At 67.7% G+C, this 20,139-nt stretch carries 15 protein-coding genes; 2 read left to right on the top strand and 13 right to left on the bottom strand.

Annotated elements, in window-relative coordinates:
- Nucleotides 1-15: 15 nt before the first annotated feature.
- Entirely contained in the window at nucleotides 16-1,548 is a 1,533-nt protein-coding gene (gene yczR / locus AC3IT0_RS03595) for a MocR-like transcription factor YczR (protein WP_489322430.1), read from the bottom strand.
- 61 nt (nucleotides 1,549-1,609) lie between these two features.
- Here yczR and yczE point away from each other — a divergent pair, with 61 nt between their 5' ends.
- The gene (yczE, locus tag AC3IT0_RS03600) at nucleotides 1,610-2,311 is read left to right on the top strand and encodes a membrane protein YczE (RefSeq protein ID WP_489322431.1); all 702 of its coding nucleotides are present in this window, start codon (nucleotides 1,610-1,612) and stop codon (nucleotides 2,309-2,311) included.
- 34 nt (nucleotides 2,312-2,345) lie between these two features.
- On the opposite strand, the gene AC3IT0_RS03605 is transcribed toward yczE, so the two are convergent.
- The 8 genes from AC3IT0_RS03605 to AC3IT0_RS03640 form a co-directional block, all read right to left on the bottom strand.
- Entirely contained in the window at nucleotides 2,346-3,176 is an 831-nt protein-coding gene (locus AC3IT0_RS03605; RefSeq protein WP_489322432.1) for an Fpg/Nei family DNA glycosylase, read from the bottom strand.
- On the bottom strand, nucleotides 3,169-8,325 hold the full coding sequence (locus tag AC3IT0_RS03610) for a DNA glycosylase AlkZ-like family protein (protein ID WP_489322433.1): 5,157 nt from the start codon (nucleotides 8,323-8,325) through the stop codon (nucleotides 3,169-3,171). Before AC3IT0_RS03610 ends, AC3IT0_RS03605 begins: the two co-directional genes overlap by 8 nt.
- A 56-nt stretch (nucleotides 8,326-8,381) precedes the next feature.
- On the bottom strand, nucleotides 8,382-9,878 hold the full coding sequence (locus AC3IT0_RS03615) for an FAD-dependent oxidoreductase (protein ID WP_489322434.1): 1,497 nt from the start codon (nucleotides 9,876-9,878) through the stop codon (nucleotides 8,382-8,384).
- A 42-nt stretch (nucleotides 9,879-9,920) separates the two neighbouring features.
- A complete protein-coding gene (locus tag AC3IT0_RS03620; RefSeq protein WP_489322435.1) occupies nucleotides 9,921-10,547 on the bottom strand; it encodes a DUF4232 domain-containing protein in 627 nt (208 codons plus the stop codon).
- Between the two features lie 104 nt (nucleotides 10,548-10,651).
- A complete protein-coding gene (locus tag AC3IT0_RS03625; RefSeq protein ID WP_489322436.1) occupies nucleotides 10,652-11,416 on the bottom strand; it encodes a YcnI family copper-binding membrane protein in 765 nt (254 codons plus the stop codon).
- Between the two features lie 89 nt (nucleotides 11,417-11,505).
- Entirely contained in the window at nucleotides 11,506-12,129 is a 624-nt protein-coding gene (locus AC3IT0_RS03630; RefSeq protein ID WP_489322437.1) for a hypothetical protein, read from the bottom strand.
- A gap of 75 nt (nucleotides 12,130-12,204) precedes the next feature.
- The gene (locus tag AC3IT0_RS03635; RefSeq protein WP_489322438.1) at nucleotides 12,205-13,575 is read right to left on the bottom strand and encodes a hypothetical protein; all 1,371 of its coding nucleotides are present in this window, start codon (nucleotides 13,573-13,575) and stop codon (nucleotides 12,205-12,207) included.
- A gap of 70 nt (nucleotides 13,576-13,645) precedes the next feature.
- Nucleotides 13,646-14,722, bottom strand: coding sequence for an NAD(P)H-dependent flavin oxidoreductase (locus AC3IT0_RS03640; RefSeq protein ID WP_489322439.1), 1,077 nt, complete (start codon nucleotides 14,720-14,722; stop codon nucleotides 13,646-13,648).
- A 414-nt stretch (nucleotides 14,723-15,136) separates the two neighbouring features.
- On the opposite strand from AC3IT0_RS03640, the gene AC3IT0_RS03645 reads away from it, so the two are divergent.
- Nucleotides 15,137-15,475 carry a hypothetical protein gene (locus tag AC3IT0_RS03645; protein ID WP_489322440.1) on the top strand — a complete coding sequence of 113 codons (339 nt, stop codon included), beginning with the start codon at nucleotides 15,137-15,139 and terminating at the stop codon, nucleotides 15,473-15,475.
- Nucleotides 15,476-15,546: 71 nt separating this feature from the next.
- Here the strand turns inward: AC3IT0_RS03645 and AC3IT0_RS03650 are convergent, their stop codons facing one another.
- Genes AC3IT0_RS03650 through AC3IT0_RS03665 form a run of 4 tightly spaced genes read right to left on the bottom strand, consistent with a single transcriptional unit; the run spans nucleotide 15,547 to nucleotide 20,059 of the window.
- A complete protein-coding gene (locus AC3IT0_RS03650) occupies nucleotides 15,547-16,296 on the bottom strand; it encodes an SRPBCC family protein (protein WP_489322441.1) in 750 nt (249 codons plus the stop codon).
- An 18-nt stretch (nucleotides 16,297-16,314) separates the two neighbouring features.
- On the bottom strand, nucleotides 16,315-17,169 hold the full coding sequence (locus tag AC3IT0_RS03655) for an FAD binding domain-containing protein (RefSeq protein WP_489322442.1): 855 nt from the start codon (nucleotides 17,167-17,169) through the stop codon (nucleotides 16,315-16,317).
- The gene (locus AC3IT0_RS03660) at nucleotides 17,166-19,535 is read right to left on the bottom strand and encodes a xanthine dehydrogenase family protein molybdopterin-binding subunit (protein ID WP_489322443.1); all 2,370 of its coding nucleotides are present in this window, start codon (nucleotides 19,533-19,535) and stop codon (nucleotides 17,166-17,168) included. Before AC3IT0_RS03660 ends, AC3IT0_RS03655 begins: the two co-directional genes overlap by 4 nt.
- The gene (locus AC3IT0_RS03665) at nucleotides 19,532-20,059 is read right to left on the bottom strand and encodes a (2Fe-2S)-binding protein (RefSeq protein WP_489322444.1); all 528 of its coding nucleotides are present in this window, start codon (nucleotides 20,057-20,059) and stop codon (nucleotides 19,532-19,534) included. The genes AC3IT0_RS03660 and AC3IT0_RS03665 overlap by 4 nt, the downstream gene beginning before the upstream one ends.
- Nucleotides 20,060-20,139: the final 80 nt, after the last annotated feature.

Raw genomic sequence — 20,139 nt, forward strand, 5'->3', positions numbered from 1 at the left:
GCGGGTACGCGCGCGTCAGGCGATGGCCACAGCCGGTGCGTTCTTCAGGGTCCGGCGGAGCTGCGGGGCGGCGTCGAGCCGGTCCTGGGCTGAGCGCAGGGCCAGGACAGCGGTCTCCAGCTGCTCCGGCGGCAGGGTGAAAGGCACCCGGAGGTGGCGTTCGAACGCGCCGCCGATGCCGAAACGAGGCCCGGCTGCCAGCCGGATGCCAAAATCCGGAGCGATCACCGTCAGCGCCGTGCTGACCGGCGCGGGCAGCCTGCACCAGACGGACAGGCCGCCGGCCGGGCGCCCCGTTTCCCACTCCGGGAGGTGCCCTGCGAGGAGCTCCAGAAGTGCGGCGCGGTTGTCCCGCAGGGCACTGAGCCGTGCGGGAAGCGGTTCGTCCAGGGCTCGGACCAGGTGGGCCGCCGCCAGCTGCTCCATGACCGGTCCGCCCAGGTCCAGAGACGTCCGGGCCGCCGCAAACCGCTGGATCATGGCTTCGGAAGCGCGGATCCAGCCCGTCCGAAGGCCGCCCCAGTGGGATTTGCTGAGCGAGCCGATGGTGACCACCGCGGGACTGAAGGCCGCCACGGGACTGGTCTCGGCGCCGTCGAGGTTCAGCTCGCGGAGCGTTTCATCCACCACCAAAAGCGTCCCCGCCGCAGCGGCCGCCCGGACCAGTTGGCGGCGCTGGAGATCGGGCATCAGCTGCCCGGTGGGGTTGTGGAAGTCCGGCACCACGTACGCCATCCTGGGACGCTGCTGCATCATGGCGGCCTGCAGGGCGTGCATGTCCCACGCCAAGGCGGGCGGGCTGGCCGGGCCTGTTCCGGCGTCGTGCGTTGCAGTGAACGCCACCGGGATGGCCCGGCAGCCCGCCGCGCGGATGGCATCGAGGGCATTCGGGTAGCTGGGGTGTTCCACCAGCACCCTGTCCTGCCGGCCGGTCATGGCGCGGATGATGATGTTCAGGGCGTGCTGCGCGCCCGATGTCACCAGGATCTGTTCGGCGGTGGTCGGCACACCCGCCGCAGAATATCGCGCCGCCACCGCCTCGCGCAGGGGGAGCAGGCCCATGGCGTCGTAGCCGAATCCGGGCAGCAGCGCGGGAAGTTCGGTGAGGGCTGCCGCGAACGCCCGATGGACCACCTCGCCGCTGGCGGGCAGCGATGCGTAGGCGAGGTCGATCAGCCCCTCCGGTGCCGCGAGCCCGGGAGCTGTTGTTCCGGGCGTCCGCCCGGTGGCTGTAAGGCCCTGGTCCGTGAGCACCGTGGTACCCAGCGGCGTCAGGCGCGGAATGCGGGTCCGGCCCCTGCTGCCTTGCCCGCTGCTGAGGAAACCCTGCTCGCGGAGGTGCCCGTAGGCGGCTGTCACGGTGGTGCGGCTGACGCCCAGCGCCTCAGACAATGCCCGCTCGCTGGGCAGCGCCGTGTCCAGCGCCACCCGGCCGTCCAGGACCAGGAGGCGGACGACGTCGGCCAGCTCGCGGTAGGCGGGAGCGACGCCGGGGTTCCACTCGCCCAGGAGACGGGCCAGGGCGGACGGGTTCAGCGAAGGTGACATGAGGCCAGTATCTCAGACTGGCTATGTAATTCAATGCCAGTTATCTGTCAGGGTTGTCGTTATGTTGACTCGCAGACTACTCCAGCTCTTTCTCGGCCTCGCCATGTACGGCATCTCCCTGGCCATGTTCATCCGCGCCGGCCTTGGACTGGATCCGTGGGATGTGTTCCATCAGGGAGTGGCCGGCAGGACAGGGCTGAGCATCGGAGTGGTGGTCATCATTGTGAGTTTCGTGGTGCTCCTGCTCTGGATCCCACTCCGGCAGTGGCCAGGGTTCGGCACCCTCTGCAACGCTGTGCTGGTGGGCGTTTTTGCGGACATCGGCCTGGCTTTGATCCCCGCGTTCTCGCATCTGGGCGGCCAGATTGGCATGCTTGCAGGCGCCGTGCTGCTGAACGGCATCGCGTCCGCCTGCTACATCGGCGCACGGTTCGGCCCGGGCGCCAGGGATGGCCTCATGACCGGGCTGGCGCGGCGCACCGGGTGGTCCGTGCGCGTCTCGCGCACGCTGATCGAAGTGGTGGTGTTGGGTGTCGGCTGGCTGCTGGGCGGTTCCGTGGGCGTGGGCACGGTGGTCTACGCCCTCGCCATCGGGCCCTTGGTCCAGCTGCTGCTCCCGCGGTTCATGGTGCCCGCAGCTCTTCCATCCGAACCTGCCGTTGCCGAACCTGCAGTGCTCGAACCTGCAGGCCCTGGAGCGGACGGTAGCGCGTTGGACACTGCCGAGCCGGTCGCCGTCGAACCCGTGGCCAGGACTTCCTAGGAACGCCAAGGACACGACGCTCAGGGCAGACCGCCTAGGACGGCATTGGCTGGCACTGCGGGCAGAAGTAGATGTCCCGTTCTTCCTCGCCGTTGGGTTTACCCAGCACGCCGCGGCGGATGGGCGTCCGGCATTTCAGGCACGGCTGCTGCTCGCGCCGGTAAACCCAATAGCCCGGCCGGCCCGCCATCCGCCCGACGGGCACGTCGCGCGGATTGAGGACGGTCGCCCGGCGTCCCGGGCCGAGCTTGGCTTCGAGCAGCTGCTTGGCATCCGTCATCAGGGTCCGGAAGTCGTGGACAGCCGAAACCGGTGTGGCCGGGTGCACGCCGGACAGGAAGCAGGCTTCGCAGCGGTAGATGTTGCCGATGCCCGCCAGGTTGCGCTGGTCCAGCAGGGCGACGCCGATGGGCACGTCGGGTGCCGCGCGGATCCGCTGCTCTGCTTCGGCCACGTCCCAGTCCGGACCCAGCAGGTCCGGACCCAGATGGCCCACGATGGTGTCCTCGTTTGCGGTGCGGACCACTTCCACGATGCCCAGGGAAAATCCGACGGCGTCGGCCACCGCTGTGCGCAGGACGCACCGGGCGGTGAATCCCGGCTTCCGCCAGCGTCCACCCGGTGGATAGACCTGCCAGGCGCCTTCCATCTTCAGATGCGAGTGGATGGTGAGTTTCCGCTCGTCCGGTCCCACCACGCGCATGAGGAGGTGCTTGCCGCGCGGGACCACCTCAGCCACGGTCCAGCCGGCCAGGTTGAGTGTGGCGAACCTCGGCACGCGGAAGTCCGAGGCAATGAGCGTCTGTCCCGCCAAGGCCCTGTGCAGTTCGGCGGCGGCGCGCCAGACGGAATCGCCCTCAGGCACGGATTCTCAGGCCTTTGGGCGTGGAGTATGCCCCGGCGGCGGCGAGTGCGGCTGCCACCGGGGTGTCCAGGATGCCGTGGCCGTTGACTTTCTCCATGATCAGCTTGTCCACCGCGCCCCGGGTGACCACACCCACCAACGCCGCGCCGGCGGCGGACAGCACGGCCGCGTCCTCGCTGAAGGCCAGCAGCGTTTTCCCGCCCCGTTCCACGTAGAGGACCAGGGCGCCGTCCACCATGACCACCAGCGCCCCGGCTTTCCGGCCTGGCCGGTGCCCCGTCCCGGCTTCCACGTTGAGGGCCGGCCACGGCAGGGCGGCGCCGTAAGGGTTGGCGGGATCCGTGGCCGCAAGGGCCAGCGCCATAGGCTCGGGCTTGGCCAGTTGGGTGTCCTCGGAATAGGAGCGCAGCCGGTCCACGGTTGCGGGGACAGCGAACTGGGCGGCCCCAAGGTGTTCGATGAAGTACCCGCGGCGGCAGCGTCCGGCCTCTTCCAGCCGGGCCAGCACCTTGTACATGAGGCCGAACCCACCCAGGATCTGCTCCGCCATGACCGATCCCCGGGTCACCACGCCATACCGGTCCAGCAGCAGTTCAGCGGTGGCGCGGGCGTGGATGGTGGCGTCCAGTTCGGGGGAGGGCAGGGCAGACCAACGCCCCGCGGCCAGCGGGGGTGTTGCCGCCGTGCCCGACAATGAGCTGTACCGTCCGCCGCCCAAACCGGGCGATCCCAAACCAGAGGAGCCCAACCCGGGCGATCCCAGCAGGCCGGTGCCGTGCGAGCGGCCCAGCCTGCTCAGCCTGGGGGCACGGGCGCGGGGCGAGCGGGCCACTTGGCGGTGTGCGGTGTGGCCGCCGGCGATGAGGGCGCGGACCGGGGCGAAGGTGTCTCCGGTGATGCGGCCTGCCCACGCCAGGTCCCACAGCGCGGACATCACTTCCTGGTCGCTGAGCACCGAGTCCATGCCACCGGCCACGTCCTTCAGCTGGCGGAAGAAATAACCGCCGCCGTTGTTCCTCAGGTGGTCAAGCAGGCGTTGCTGCGCGTCTCCGGGGTTATATTCGACGGCGGGATTTAGCGTCAGTTCGGCGGAATCGGCCAGGTGGAGGCTGAGCCAGCCGTCGTTTCCGGGCAGCGCTCCCGCCCCGGACCAGAGGACCTCGCCGGCGGCCATGAGCTCGTCCAACATGGCGGGCTGGTAGTCCGAAACCCTGCTGGCCAGGACCAGCGGCTCCCACGCCGAAGCGGGTACCGGCACACCCGAAAGCTGGTCGATCGCGGTGACAATACCGTCCAGCCCCCGCAGGGACGGCTGCCCGCGCCCGGCTCCCGGCGTGCGGACATGCTGCCAGGCCGGCAGGAAGCGCCCATAGGCGGCGGCGTCCACCGGTTCCACTTCGGCGCGCAGTGCTGCGAGCGAACGACGCCGGAGCTTGCGGAGCACTTCGGCGTCGCACCATTCGCTGGTGGTGGGGGCGGGAAGGTGCGTCTGTGAGGGTTCTGCCGAGGGCTGTTGGGCCGTTTCGATGTCATCAACCTTGGCTGCGTCCGAGGGCCCATCGCTGGGCGCTCGTTCCGGCGGGGCGGCGTGCGGCCGGAACTCGCCTTCCACCACGCGGCCGTCCGCGGCGAGCCGTTTCAGTGCGGTGCTGACCACGGCGACTCCAAGCCCCAACCGTGCCGCGGCTTCCGCCGACGTGAAGGGTCCGTGCGTGCGGGCATACCGGGAGACGAGGTCGCCCAGGGGGTCTGCCACCGGTTCGATGAAGGCAAGGGGCACTCCCATAGGCAGGGGAACACCGATGGCATCACGAAGCCGGGCGGCATCCTCGACGGCGGCGTAGCGTTCGGCCCCGCCGATGTTGACTTTGATGGCCCGGTTTGTCCGCAGCAGCGCGGTCAGGTGTGAGGTGGCCAGAGGGATGTCGGCATGCGGGGTTTCGACAGGCTCAACCACCGGGTCGTGTTCCGGTGATCGAGCTTGTCGAGATCCCTCAACCACCGGAGCCGACCCAACCACGGGGGTTTCGACAGGTTCAGCCACCAGGCGTGCGGCGACTTCCGCCGGGGTCAGCGGACCCAGCAACCTGAGAAGATCGGCAACGCCTTCCATACCGCGGGCACGGCGGTCCGGTGCAAGGCGCTGGAGCTCAAGCTCGGTGGCCTCAATGACCTTGGCGTCTAGCAGTTCGCGGAGCTCAACGCGGCCCAGCAGCTCGTTCAGGAGCGTCGAGTCCAAGGCCAGGGCCGCTGCCCGGCGCTCGGCCAGGGGCGAGTCCCCTTCGTACAGGAACTGGGCCACGTACCCGAACAGCAGGGACTTGGCGAACGGCGAGGGCTGTTGTGTGGTGGTCTGCACGATCCTGAGTTCGCGGCGTTCCACCGAGGCCGCAATGTCCTTCAGCGCCGGAAGGTCGTAGACATCCTGGAGGCATTCGCGGACGGTTTCCAGCACGATGGGGAACGTGGGGTATTTCCGCGCGACGTCAAGCAGCTGCGCGGACCGTTGGCGCTGCTGCCAGAGCGGCTGCCGTTTGCCGGGGGTTTGCCGGGGAAGCAGCAGGGCACGCGCGGCACACTCCCGGAAGCGCGAGGCGAAGAGCGCGCTGCCACCCACCTCGGCGGTGACAATCTGCTCCAGCTCGTCGGGATCAAACAGGAAGAGCTCGGCACCGGGCGGCTCGTCCTCCATCATGGGGACCCGGAGCACGATGCCGTCGTCCGCCGCCATGGCCGACCCGTCCAGGCCGTACCGCTGGTGCAGGCGCTGCCCGACGGCGAGTGCCCAGGGAGCGTGCACCGGCATCCCGAACGGGCTGTGCAGGATCACCCGCCAGTCGCCCAGTTCGTCGTGGAAGCGCTCCACAACCAGCGTGGTGTCGCAGGGGACCATTTCGGTGGCGAGCTTCTGTTCACCGAGGTACTGGATCAGGTTGTTAGCGGCGAATTCATCCAGCCCGCTGGCCTTGCAGCGTTCGGTGGCAGGCCCGACGTCGGACGCCGACAGTTCACGCACGAAGGCGCCCAGCGCACGGCCCAGGTCAACGGGCCGCCCCAGCGAGTCCCCCTTCCAGAAGGGGAGCTTGCCCGGCTGGCCGAAGGCAGGGGAGACCAGGACACGGTCGTGGGTGATGTCCTCGATTTTCCAGCTGGTGGCGCCCAGCGCGAAGATGTCGCCCACCCGGGACTCGTAGACCATTTCCTCGTCCAGTTCGCCCACGCGTCGCCCGCCCTTGGCCGGCGACGCGGCCGGTTTGCCGTCCGTTCCCGGCGCACCGGAGCCTTCCACCTCGGTGCCGATGATGTACACACCGAAGAGGCCGCGGTCCGGGATGGTGCCGCCGGACGTCACGGCAAGCCGTTGGGCCCCCGGCCTGCCTTCGATGGTGCCGGCGTTCCGGTCCCAGATGATCCGGGGCCGCAATTCGGCGAATTCATCCGACGGGTACCGGCCGGCCAGGAGGTCGAGGGTTGCCTCGTAGGCGGACCGGGGGAGGGACGCGAACGGGGCGGACCGCCGGACAGTGGCGAACCATTCCTCCACATCGATGCTGCCCAGGGCGGTGGCCGCGACGGTCTGCTGGGCCAGGATGTCCAGCGGATTGGCGGGGACAAAGAGCCGCTCGATCTTCCCTTCGAGCATCCGTTCCACCGTGATCGCCGTGTGCACCAGGTCTGCGCGGTGCTTGGGAAACAGCACTCCCTGCGAAATCTCGCCCACCTGGTGCCCGGCACGGCCCACACGCTGGAGCCCGCTGGCCACCGACGGCGGTGATTCCACCTGCACCACGAGGTCCACGGCGCCCATGTCGATGCCGAGCTCCAGGGACGACGTGGCCACGACGCAGCGCAGCCGGCCGGACTTGAGGTCGTCCTCAATGAGCGCCCGCTGGTCCTTGGAAACGGACCCGTGGTGGGCGCGGGCCAACAAAGGATCGGCCCCAGCCGTGCTGCCGGCCTGTGCCATCATGTGGGCCGGCGTCGCCGTGGAAGAAGGAACGGAAGCCCGACTGGAAGCAACGCCGGAAGCCGGGACGCCCGGCGACAACCCCGCGTCAGCGTCACCCGCGGCAGGCGAGCCCCAGCCACCGCCGACCGCGATCAGTTGCCGTTCGGCGTAGATCTCGTTGAGCCGGGCCGTGAGCCGTTCAGCCAGCCGGCGGGAGTTCGCAAAGACGATGGTGGACTGGTTGGCCAGCACCAGGTCAACGATCTTTTCCTCCACATGGGGCCAGATCGAGGCCTGGGGCTGCAGCCCTGAGGCGGGACCGGAGTCGAAAGCGCCCTCTGCGGCCGGGAGATTGGACATGTCCTCCACCGGGACGGACACGGTGAGGTCCCAGTTCTTCCGCGATGGAGGGGCCACGATTTCCACCGGCGCGGAACCGGCCAGGAACTGGGCCACCAGTTCGCGGGGCTCCACGGTGGCGGAGAGCCCGATCCGCTGGGCGGGCTTGGGCAGCAGCGCATCCAGCCGTTCGAGGGAGACCGCCAGGTGCGCGCCACGTTTGGTTCCGGCGACGGCATGGACCTCGTCAACGATGATGGTGTCCACCTCGGTGAGGGTTTCGCGCGCCCTGGAGGTGAGCATCAGGAACAGCGATTCCGGCGTGGTGATGAGGATGTCCGGCGGGTTGCTGAGCAGGGCGCGACGATCCGCCGTCGTGGTGTCCCCGGACCGGACGCCCACGGTGATCAGCGGCGCCGGAAGTCCCAGCCGCTTGGCCGTCTGGGTGATCCCGATCAGCGGCGAGCGGAGGTTGCGTTCCACGTCCACGCCGAGGGCCTTCAGCGGCGAGATGTACAGGACGCGGGTCTTGCGTTTGGGCGGGCGGGGGCGCCGTCCCTTGGCCGGCACAGCATCCAGGCCGGGCAATTCAGGGTCAGGCAGCTCCGGGGCAGGGGCCGGCGCTTCAACGAGCAAACGATCCAGGGCCCAGAGGAAGGCCGCGAGCGTCTTGCCCGACCCGGTGGGCGCCACAACCAGCGCGTGCGAGCCGGACGAGATGGCGTTCCAGGCGCCGGTCTGGGCCGGGGTGGGCCCCGCAAACGCGCTCAGGAACCAGTCCCGCGTGGGCCGGCTGAAACGGCCCATGGGAGTGCCGGGAAGGGCGTCCGGCTCCGCTCCCGGCGGCTGCTGCTCCTGCATTCCTCCATCATGCCGTACCCCACCGACAATATGGCTGGCCCCGCTGGAGGCGGGGATCAACCCTGCTCGAGCCTCGGGAGATCCTTGGTGGCGGGCCCTTCGAGCAGTTTGCCGTCGGGGCTGAAGCGCGAGCCGTGGAGCGGGCAGTCCCAGGTCAGTTCGCTGTCGTTCCAGTGGACGATCCCGCCCAGATGCGTGCAGACGGCGGAGAGCCTGCACGTTGTGCCGTCCACTGTGGAGACCGCCGCGGGCCGGGCGCCGTCGCGGTAGACTCTCCCGCCGTCGTCGGCCGGTACGGACCCACCCACAGGCTTGCCAACCGCCAGCTTCCCCCAGTCGGTGGCCAGCCGCGCAGCCACCCCGGCGTTGACGGCGACGGCGGTCAGCGCCCCGCCCGGGGACGTCACGCGGTGATGGATGGTGGTGGCCCAGCGGAGGTGGCCGCCGAGGATGTCCGCGGCGATGCCCAGGGCGGCGGCCACCGCGTTGGTCATGCCCCACTTGTTGTAGCCGGTGCCGAAGAAGATGTGGCCCCGGCCGCGGGGCAGCCAGCCGAAGAAAGGCATGAGGTTGGTGGCCTGGTAGTCCTGGGCCGACCACGTGTGGGTGGCCACCGCGCCCGGGAACTGCGCGGTGGCCCAGTCCAACAGACCCGACAAATGGGACTTCTCCGATGAGGTCCGCCCCACCTGATGCCCGTGGCCGCCCACCAGCAGGAGCGTACGGCCGTCGGCCTCGTAGTCGCGCAGCGAATGGGTGGGTTCCTCGGCGGAGAGGTACATTCCGGGCGGCGCGGTGACTCCGGCAGGGAGTTCCAGGGCCGCGGCGTAGGACCGCAGGGGCTTGAGTTTGGTGAAGTAGAGTCCGCGGTCCAGGACAGGAATTCCGGTGGCCAGGACAACATTGTTGGCGGTGACGGTGCCCTGGTCCGTGTGGACAGTTAATGGTTCGCTTCCGGAGACATTCCGCAGCCGGGTTCCGCCCACCACGCTCCCGCCGCGGGCCCGGACATCCCCCAGCAGGGTATCCAGGACGTCCATGGGATTGATCTGGGCCTGATCGGTCAGCAGGAGGGCGCCTTGGATGGGGAAGGGCAGGCGTGCATCTCGGACGTACTCCACGTCCAGGCCGGCGGTGGTCGCTGCGCCGAGTTCCTCAAGGAGCCGTTCGGTCCCCTGGGCGGTGGTGGCGTACGTGTAGGCGTCCCGGCGCTGATACGCCACGTGGTGTTCATCGAGATAGCGGAGCAGCCACGACTGCCCCTCCCGGTTGGCCTCAACGTAGGCCCCGACCTGCTTCTGTGCATACTGCCTGGCCAGGCCGGACAGGACTGTCCCCTGCAGCAGGCTGACTTTCGCCGTGGTGTTTCCGGTGGTCACGGCCCCGGGAAACTTGGCCTCCAAAACGAGGACTTGCTGCCCGGACCTGGCCAGCAGCAGCGCGGTGACCAGCCCCGTCAGCCCGGCCCCCGCCACCACGGTGTCATAACTATTGCCCGCCTCGAACGGGTCAGAACTGAAGGATTTCCCGCGGTCCAACCAGAGCGACGTCATGGAAGCTAAGTGTACTTATCATGACGTGTCAGGCCCAGAGCATCAGGCAGGCTGGAACGCTCCGACGCTCAGGAGGGCGATGTTCGCGTTGCTGCACGCGCTGGTGGGCTGCGGCAGGAACAACGACGCCGTGTCTTCCGGCGGATAGATGCGGTAACCTGCCGCGTCCGTCAGCGTGCAGTCGCTGTAGTTCGCGGCCTGGGTGTAGCGGAGCACGGCGGTTCCGGTCTGGCCCGGAGCGAGCAGGACGTCCGCCACGGGGTTGGTTTCGTCGCGGGTTGCCGCCGCACCGATCGGGGCACCGTCGGCGTTGGCGGTCAGCGATACCCCCGGGTAGCCCTTCAGCAGGCAGGGCGCCGTGCCCGTATTCGTGAGGTTCAGCTTCATGTAGACGCTGCCCGCCGCGCCGCCACCGGACGCGTCGGTCGCCGCCGACAGCGAGCCCGCCTTGCATAGGGCGGGGTTGGTCTGGGTGTTGGTGGCGGCCGACGACGGCGACGCGGACGGGTCCGGAGACGCCGGCGTAGAGGAGGGGCTGGCGGAGTTCGTCCCAGGCGTGGTGGTCCCCTGCGTCTGCGGCTGGCTCGGTCCGCAGGCGGTGAGCATCAGCGCCGCCGCCGCGACCGCCGTCGTAATAACAAACCCTTGTGAAATGCGCTGAGACGTCATGGCACCACCTTTGTTGCTGCTGTGACGGGAGTCAACGATGCAACGGGTCAGCGAGGGGATTTGATGCCCGGATCGTGATCATCCGGGCATCAAATCCCGCGATGTTACGTGGCGGATTCCTGCCGGCGCTTCGAGCCGCTGCGCACGAAGGCCACCCCGCCCAGGGCGAGGCCGCCGAGACCGGCGGCAAGCCCTGCCCAGCTGCGGGCGTCCGCGCCGCTGTCGGTCACCGCGGCCGCCTGCTCCGTGGCATGGGTGTCAGTGGCCGGAGCCTCGGTGGTGTGCGCCGCGGAGGCAGCCGCGCCGTGGCCGTCAGTGCTCGCCGCCTCGGTGATGGTGATGGACGGCGCCGGCGCCTTCAGGGAATGCGGGTCCTGGCCGTCCTTGGCGATTTCGGACCAGTCCGTCTGCCCCGTTTCGCACGTCTGCAGCGTGGGGAAGTACAGCGTGGAGCCGGCCGCATCGGGCAACTTGACCGACAGCACCAGGGCATCGCGCAGTTCGTGCTCCAACGGAGCCTTGGCCGTGTACACAATCTGGCTGGTGCGCTTGGTGATGGAGGTGCCGTCGGCCAGTTTCTTCGGCTCGGCGAGCTGCTCGGTCACCTTTTCCACGGTCCAGTTGGGGTTCACCGTGGGCTGGGCGTCGTTGAGTTCGGCCGGCAGCGTGATGGCCACCTTGGTGGTGCCGGACTCCTCGCAGCCGTGCGGGATGCCGAAGGTCAGCAGGGCGTAGGAATTGGCGTCGGTTTTGTCCGGCTTGACGCCGACGTGGGCGGACGCACCTGCTGCTGCGGCCAGGATCAGGACGGCTGCGCCGCCGGTGGCTGCCGCTGCGGTGAGGGTGCGGCGAAGGAATGTGGTGGTCATGGGGTTGCCTTTCGGACGCACACCGGATGCGGGTGTGCGGAAGTACGGGGGTGGAGCCCGCGGCCTGCGTCAGTGCGGTGCGGGCAGGGTCAGGAAAGTACGACGGCGGAAGGTGGGCCGCGCCGGCTGTGTTGCCTGAGGTTCCGCCAGGGGCGGAGGGGGAAAACCGCCGGTGGGCCGGGCACCGGACGCGGCGTGCCGGCGTCGGGCGTTACGGCTTCGGGGAGCCGGACGAGGGGCCTCAGCCACACGGCCAGTGCCCACAGCGCAGCTTCACCCTTGGCAAGCAGGAGGGCGCACGCGGCGGTGGCGAGCGCGTGGGTCAGGAGCATCAGGATGCCCGCGGATCCGGAATCGTGGACGTGTCCGGAGGCAGTGACGACCGGCGTGACGGCGCCGGCGAGGTGGGAGTTATGGAGCCCGGAGGCAGCAGTGCTCACCGCGGAACCCGCCGAACTGAACGCCGTGAAGGCTTCGTGCAGGATGAACTGTCCCGCGCCGAGGACGCCGAGCATGGCCGGAAAATTGAGCCGCAGCCTCGTGGCGGTGGTCGCTGCCAGCACTGTCAGTGCGAGCACGGCCAGCAGGATGCCCGGGGCGGGAAGGTCGCCGCCGCCGGCCACGTGGGCGCCTGCGGCGAGAGTCAGGACTCCCGTGGAGAGGGACGCGGCGCGCAGGAAATGGAAGGGTGGCCGGGCGTGGTTGGTGCGCACGGATCCTCCTTATTTCGGTCGCCGGTGACGTTTTTCAGTCGCGTTCTTCCAGTGTTCTTCTGCAACGTTCAGATTCTACCGGCCTTCGGGCGGGCGACCAGGCTGTGACGTGCCATGCAGCGCGATCACGTTGGACGGGGATTCTGTGGCATCGGATGGCTCGTCTGCCAAGTTGAAGAAACCCATTGCCATGTCCAGGCACTGGATGGCCACCGGGGGAACGCGGTAATCAGTCGCCGCCTCCACCAATCCCAGTTCGGCGAGCAGGGACAGCTTCTGCTGTGCCTGCATGGCTGCGTACGACGCGTAGATCGCTTCGAGTGCTGTGCCTTCGAGTGCTGTGTCTTCGAGGCCCGCTTCGTCGAGTTCCTCGAGGTCTGTATCCTGAAGCAAGGCGTCCTCAAGGTCCGGCGACGCCAACTTTTCGAGGTCCGCCACGGGCATCGGTTCATCAGTGGTGCCATAGGCGAGGACGCCCAGCAGAATCGCGGCCACCGCTTCCTGGTCCCACATTTGGCCCTCCTCGGTGAGCACGCCCACCAGGAGGACCACCGAAAGCATCCGGCGGATATTCAGCCGTTCCTCGGTATCCGTGCTGTTCCAGGCGGCCACTTCCGGGCCGGGAATGGCTTTGGTGGATCCGAGCCTGATCAGGTCTGCCCCCACCAGGGCTGACCAGATCTCGCGGAGTACCGGCACGTCGTGCATGGTGCCGACTTCCAGCAGCGTTTCGGGCTGGTTCCCGGCAGTTTCCAGATCGAAAAGTGGTACTGCCCGGCTCGCGGCCCGTTTTCCACGGGCCCGGACTCCTACGGCAGCGGCTGCCGGCTCGATGTCCTTCAGCCGCAGGGCGCCCGTGCTGGTGATTTCCTTGCCGGTTCCGATCCAGTCCAGCAGGGACGTTGCCCGCTGGATCAGCGGCATGGCATCAAACGCAGCATCCTGGTGTTCTTCGCTGAGGTCAGGTACCTGGATATCCGGCAGTTGCGGGACTGCCGCGGCGATACCCCTTCCCAGCGCTGAATGGAGGTCCTCGTAGGCGGCGTCCGTGCCGCTCCAGCGGCCGGTCGCTTTCAGGAAATGGATGTATGCGTGCAGGGCGAAATAGATGTCGTCGAAGGCCTCGTCCATATCGTCGGGGTCCAACGACCCCGCAATTGCTTCGGCCGCCTGCTGCACGCCGTCACTGTCGATGGCGGTGGCCGAACTCGAACCGTTGATGGCGTGCTGCGCCGTGAGGAAGAGTTTGACCAGCTCAAGACACTCGAAGGCATCGGCGGGATCAGGGGCTTCAGCCGCGTTCCACTGAATGAAATCAACAGCCATGGAATCCACCACGCGATGGTTCATCACCAGTTGCAGGGGCATCTTGGGGGCCGACGGTACGGCACTGAGATGCCGCCGGTCCTTGTTCCTGCTCTTGGATTTTCCGGTCTTCTTGGTCAAGGATTGCCTCCGGTCTGAGCTGCCGATCGCCCCTGGTCCGGTGACCGGGATGATTGCGGATGTAACGAGCTTACAAAGCCGGGCTGCCGGCGAGCAGTTCTGCCAGGACCTCAGCGGCCGAGTCGTGCCGGATCAGCGGTGTGGCCTGCCCCGCCCAGAGCGACATAAGCTCCGTGTTTCCCTGGGCGGCTGCCTCCGGGCGGAAGCGGCCGGTGAGCCAGTTCTGGGCGGGGAACGGGGCTATTTCGGCTTCCGAAAGTTCGGCGATGATGCGGTTGGGGATGCCGCGGGCAAGCCGTCCGCTGAGGGCCCTGGTCAGCACTGTTTCCCGCGCAGCCGGGCTGTGGAGGACTGCCCGGTAAGCCGGAACGGCCGCAGATTCGCGGGTTGCCAGGAAAGCCGAGCCCACCTGGACTGCGTCGGCGCCGAGGGCCCGTGCGGCAGCGTAGCCGCGGCGGTCTGCAATACCGCCGGCGGCAATGACCGGGATCCTCACGGCGTCAACCACCTGCGGAACCAGTGCAAAGGTTCCGATCAGGGACTCCTCCGCGGACCTCAGGAACGAGACGCGGTGGCCGCCGGACTCCATGCCGCTGGCAACCACGGCATCCACGCCGCCGGCTTCCAGGGCCATGGCTTCCGCGACGGTGGTGGCGGTGCCCACCAGCACGATGCCACGCCGGTGCGCCTCCTCCACGAGTTCCGGCGCTGGCACACCAAACACAAAGCTGACGACGGCGGGACCCGCCGCCAGGGTTGCCTCCACCTGCTCGTCGTAATCGGGCAGGTAGAGGTCGGGCATGTGCGGAAGCGGCAGGCCCAGTTCGTCAAAGTACGGCTTCAGGGTTTCGAGGTACTGGTCGAAGTCCGCCTGGGGGAGCGAGGTGGTTTCGTCGCCGGTGGGAATCCAGAGGTTGAGGGCGAACGGCTTCGCGGTCGACTTCTTGAGCTCGGCTGCGGTGTTCCGAATGGCGTCGGCGCCATAACCGTAGAGGCCGTAGGAACCCAGCCCGCCGCCGTCGCTCACGGCTGCTGTCAGTTCCACGGAAGACACTCCGCCGAACGGGCCCAGCACCACCGGAACGTCCGTGCCGAACAGTTCCGTGATGCGGTTTGGGCTGGCTGCGGTGCTGTTCTCGGGCGTCATGCAGTGGCTCCTGGCAGGTCGACGTCGGCTTCAGGACCCAGTCTCGCAGGGCTGGCGTCCGCTGCCCAACCTGGGTTCAGTCTGTTTCGGGGCCTGAGCAGTAATGGCAGTCGTCTGGGCAGGCGGCGGTCACGGCTGGCTCCAAAGGAGTTCGAGGCAATCGCTGACCTGGAAGTATCTGCGGCCGCCGATTAGCGCGATTCGTCATCGAAGTCACGGTTCTTCCTTAGGGATCGGGTGCCGGTCATGTGTGCCGGTCCATTTCATCCAACCCGAAGAGTGACGGTCGGCTCAATGGAGGATGTGACCACGCTTCCTGCGCCTGTTTGTGCAGGCATCCAGCAGGGCCATGTACCGCGAGATGGGGCCGGGCTAGACTGCTGGCGTAAGCCGCCACCACCTCAGGGAGCACATATGAACTACTCAGGAACTGGCAACGAGAAAGCCACCCCCGCCAGCGAACTCAACAGAACCCATGTGGGACATACCGTCAGTTTTGAGCCGGACGAATTCACGCTGGTGTTCGGAAAAATCGCGGCCATCGCCCGCAAGGAAGGCAGCGTGACCATCGCCCTGCAAGGGGTGGAAGGCAGCGCCGGCCTGCAGTCCAGCTACGGCATTCCCGGGAGCCAGCTCGTGTATTTACAGCCCGACATGCTCACCAACACCGAGTCCACCATCAAGGACCTCTTCGGCAAGGTCCAGGAGAACCTGCGAGGGCACAAGGGAGATGACAGGACGGACAAGCTCTAGCCGTTTGGTCCAGGCCGCAGAGCTCAAGTGGATCCGCCGGGAGCATGCATCGGCTGTCCTGGGCACATGCTTCACAGAGTGCGTTTCTTAAGCCTCACGGCGCCGCCTGACCAGCGCCGCCTGACCAGCCAGATGACCAGGGCCAGGACGGCGGCGCAGAGCGCGGCGGGGCCGAAACGGCGCACCAGTACCGGCCACGCGGCCGAGCCCAGATCCAATTCGGCCGTCGGCGCGGACGGTGTTGTGGGCGCAGTCGCCGCCGGAGGCCGGGCTGCCGGTGCAGGGCCTGCGGAGGCGGGCCCTGCAGTTCCCGCCGGTCCGGGCCCCGCTGGTCCGGGTGCGGCCGGTTCGGGTGCCAGCCCGTCTGGCTCAACAGCCCCGTCGCCCGCCTTCCCGATCACGCACTGGACAAACTGGGCCAGCAATTTGTCCGAGATGTCCTGGATGACGCCCCGGCCGAATTGGGCCGGTTTGCCGGTGACGTTCATGTCGGTGGTCACGTCCACGGACGTGCCGTCGCCGGCCGGCGCCAGCACCGCCGTCACCGTGGCGCCCGCCGTGCCGTTGCCGCGCTTGTCCTTCCCGGTGGCCGAAATGACCACCGTGTGCGTGTCCTGGTTGCGTTCAAGGAATTCACCGGTGCCGGTGTAAATCATCGCGATCGGCCCGAGCTTGACCTTGACCGTTCCGGTGAACTCATCGCCGCTCACGGACGTGAGAGTCGCTCCCGGGAAACAGGGGGCGATGTCTTCCAACTGGTTGAAGGAATGCCAGGTGTCCTCCAACGAACTGGGAACCACGAAGCTGTGTTTGAGTTCCACGTATACCCTCCGGCCTGCTCAGAGGCCTACGGCCGCGAGGAGCGCCCGCTTGGTCAGGACCGTGGCCAGATGCCGCCGGTAGGCCGCATCGCCGTTGAGGTCGCTCGCAGGATCGCTTCCTTCCGCTGCGTGGGCGCTTGCTGCCGCGATGGCCTCCAGCGTCAGGGGCGAGCCTGCCAGCGCCTCCTCAACCGCAGTGGCCCGCAGGGGCGTGCTGGCCATGTTGGTCAGCCCGATCCGGGCCTCGGCGATGGTGTTCCCCTCCACGCGCACCATCGCGGCCACCGCAACGATGGACCATTGCTGGGCCACCCTGGTGAACTTCTCATAGTGCGCGCCCCACCCGGTGTACTTCGGCACGCGCACATGGGTGAGGATTTCGCCGTCGTCCAGCGCGGTGCTGAAGTAGCCCTGGAAGAAGTCGGCCGCAGCCACACGGCGTTCCCCGCCTGGACCGGCAATAATGAACGTGGCCCCGGCGGCCAGAGCTGGCGCGGGCAGGTCGCCCGCAGGGTCCGCATGCACCAAAGCCCCGCCGAACGTGCCCCGGTGGCGGACCTGCGGATCTGCGACCGTCGCCGTTGCCTTGGCCAGCAAGGGCACATGCGCGGCAATCAGGGGATCGGTGGCCACCTGGTGGTGCGTCGTCATGGCCCCGATCAGCAGGGCGTCGCCGTCGTCGCGCACGCCGGAAAGCTCGGCGATCCGGCCCAGGTCGATCACCATGGCGGGATCGGCCAGGCGCAGCTTCATCACCGGGATCAGGCTTTGACCCCCGGCCAGCAGCTTGACGTCGTCGCCGGATGATCCCAGCAGGCTCAGTGCCTCGGCCAGGGTCTCCGGCGCGGCATAGTCGAATGCGCTCGGAATCATTGCACACCTCCGGTCAGCTTGGCTTCTTCCAGGGCCGCCCACACGCGCGACGGCGAACACGGCATCCTGATGTCCTTCACGCCCAGGTGCCGTATGGCGTCCAGCACTCCGTTGACGATGGCCGGCGTTGAGGCGATGGTTCCGGCCTCGCCCACGCCCTTAACCCCGAGCTGGTTGGTGGTGGATGGGGTTTCGGTCCGCGCCGTGGTGTACTGCGGCAGGTCCGGGGCGCCGGGCACCAAGTAGTCCACAAACGAGCCTGTGACCAGGGTTCCGGAGTCGTCGTGCACCGCTTCTTCATAGAGCGCCTGCGCGATTCCCTGGGTCAGCCCACCATGGACCTGGCCCTCCACGATGAGGGGATTGACCACCACGCCGATGTCGTCCACGCAGACGTACTTGCGGATGGTGGCCCGCCCCGTTTCCGTGTCCACCTCCATGGCGGCCAGGTGGGTGCCGTGCGGGAAGGAGAAATGCTGTGGATCGATAGTGGCGTCGGAATCAAGGTTGGGCTCAAAACCGTCCGGCAGGTTGTGCGCGGAGAAGGTCGCGAAGGCGATCTCGCTGAGGCTAGTGGACTGGTCCGTCCCCCTCACGCTGAATTTGCCCTCGGCGAATTCGATGTCCCCTTCGCTGGCTTCCATGAGGTGCGCGGCGACCACCTTGGCCTTCTCGATCACCTTGTCCGCTGCGGCGAGGACTGCCATGCCGCCGACGGCCAGCGACCTGGAGCCATACGTGTCAAGGCCACGTTGCGAGATCTGCGTGTCACCATGCAGCACTTCGATGTTCTCGAACGGCACGCCCAGCTTGTCCGCCACGAGTTGGCTCCATGCGGTCTCGTGGCCCTGGCCGTGGGGAGAAGTCCCGGTGACCACCTCGATGTTGCCGGTGGGCAACACACGAACCTGCGCATGCTCCCAGCCGCCGGCAGCGTAGTTGAGCCCACCCAGCCACCGGGACGGCGCCAGCCCGCACATTTCCGTGAAGGTGGAGATCCCGATGCCAAGTTGGACTGTGTCATTCGTTTCACGGCGCCTTGCCTGTTCGGCCCGGAGCCCGTCGTAGTCGAAGAGTTCCAGCGCCTTGGCTGTGGCGGCCTCGTAGTTGCCGCTGTCGTATTCGAGCCCGGCCACGGTGGTGAACGGGAATTCCTCGTGTTTGATCCAGTTCTTCTCCCGCACCTCCAGCGGGTCCATGCCCAGTTCGACGGCGAGCTCGTCCATCAGGCGTTCGATCGCAAAGGTGGCCTCCGGGCGCCCGGCGCCCCGGTACGCGTCGGTCCACGCCTTGTTGGTGAACAGGGTGGTGCATTCCAAGCGGTACGCAGGGAACTTGTAAATCCCGTTGTACATGAAAGCGCCCAGGATCGGGATGGCGGGGCCGATCACACCCAGATAGGCCCCCACGTCAGCCAGCAGCTTCACATCCAGGCCGGTGACGATGCCTTCCTTGGTGGCCGAGAGCCGGAGCTTCTGTACCTGCGCGCGGCCGTGGTGGGCGGCCATGAGGGACTCGCTGCGGGTCTCGGTGTACTTGCACGGCTTGCCGGTGTGCCGGGCTGCCAGCACGGTGATGGCCTCTTCCGGGGTGACCTGGAGTTTCCCGCCGAAGCCGCCGCCCACATCGGGGGCGATGACCCGGAACTTGCTTTCGGGAATGCCGAGGGTCAGTGCCATCAGGAGCCGCAGGATGTGCGGGATCTGGGTGGCCGTCCACATGGTGATCTGCTCGCCTGTGGGGTCCACCACCGTGGAGCGTGGTTCCATGAATGCCGGGATAAGCCGCTGCTGGTAAAACGTGCGTTCAATGAGGACCTCGGCGCCCGCGATCGCCTCGTTGATGGATTTGCCCGTGCCGGCCTCGCCCGAGTCGAAGACCCACGTGGCCGAAGTGTTGGATTCCAGGCCCGTGTGGGCCAGCACCCGGTCCGTGGCGGCTTCTTCAAGGTCCAGGACAACGGGCAGCTCGTCATAGCTGACGTCCACCAGCTCGACGGCGTCGCGCGCCGCAGCGGCGCTGCGGGCGATGATGCAGGCAACCACCTCGCCGGCAAACGCTACCTCGTCGACAGCGATGGCCGGATGCGCGGGGGCCTTCTGCTCGGCCGTGATCGGCCAGGCATTGGGCAGGCTGCCCTGGTCCGCTGCGACGTCGCTCCCCGTGAGGACGGCGACGACGCCGGGGGAGGACTTCGCCGCGGTGACGTCCACGGAGGTGATTCTGGCATGGGCGAAGGGACTGCGCACCATGGCAAGGTGGAGCATTCCGGGAAGGACGATGTTGTCCGTGAACTTGGAGCGCCCAGTGATGAGATGGGCATCTTCCTTGCGCAGCCGGGGCCGGCCGACTTCGGTGGTGGTCATGCCACACCTGCCGTTTCGCTTGCGCCGCTTTCCGTGGCGCCGCTGTCAGACGTAGTGGTTCCGTCCGCGGCGGCCTGGACTGCCGCAACGATGTTCTGGTACCCGGTGCACCGGCACAGGTTCCCCTCCAGGCCGTCCCGGATTTCCTGCTCGCTCGGGTGCGGGTTTTCGTCCAGCAGGGATGCGGACTGCATGATCATGCCCGGCGTGCAGAAGCCGCATTGCAGTGCATGGCATTCGTGGAAGGCCTGCTGCAGGGGAGCGAGCTTGCCGTCCCGGGCCAGGCCCTCGATGGTGGTGACGCTGTGGCCGTCGGCCTGGACCGCGAACATGGTGCAGGATTTGACGCTGACGCCGTCCAAGTGGACCGTGCAGGCGCCGCAGTTGGTGGTGTCGCAGCCAATCAATGTGCCGCTCTTGCCAAGCCGTTCGCGCAGGTATTGGACCAGCAGCAACCGGGGTTCGACATTGTCGGTGTAGCTCACATCATCGACTTCGACGGTGATCGTCTTGGAACTCGCCATTGGGATCTCCTGTCGCCTTGGAGGACGAGCACTACTGCCCGGCGTCCAGTCCTGATGTGACACAGGTTACTCCAATGAGG

The sequence above is a fragment of the Pseudarthrobacter sp. KH_020_B genome (assembly GCF_057840185.1).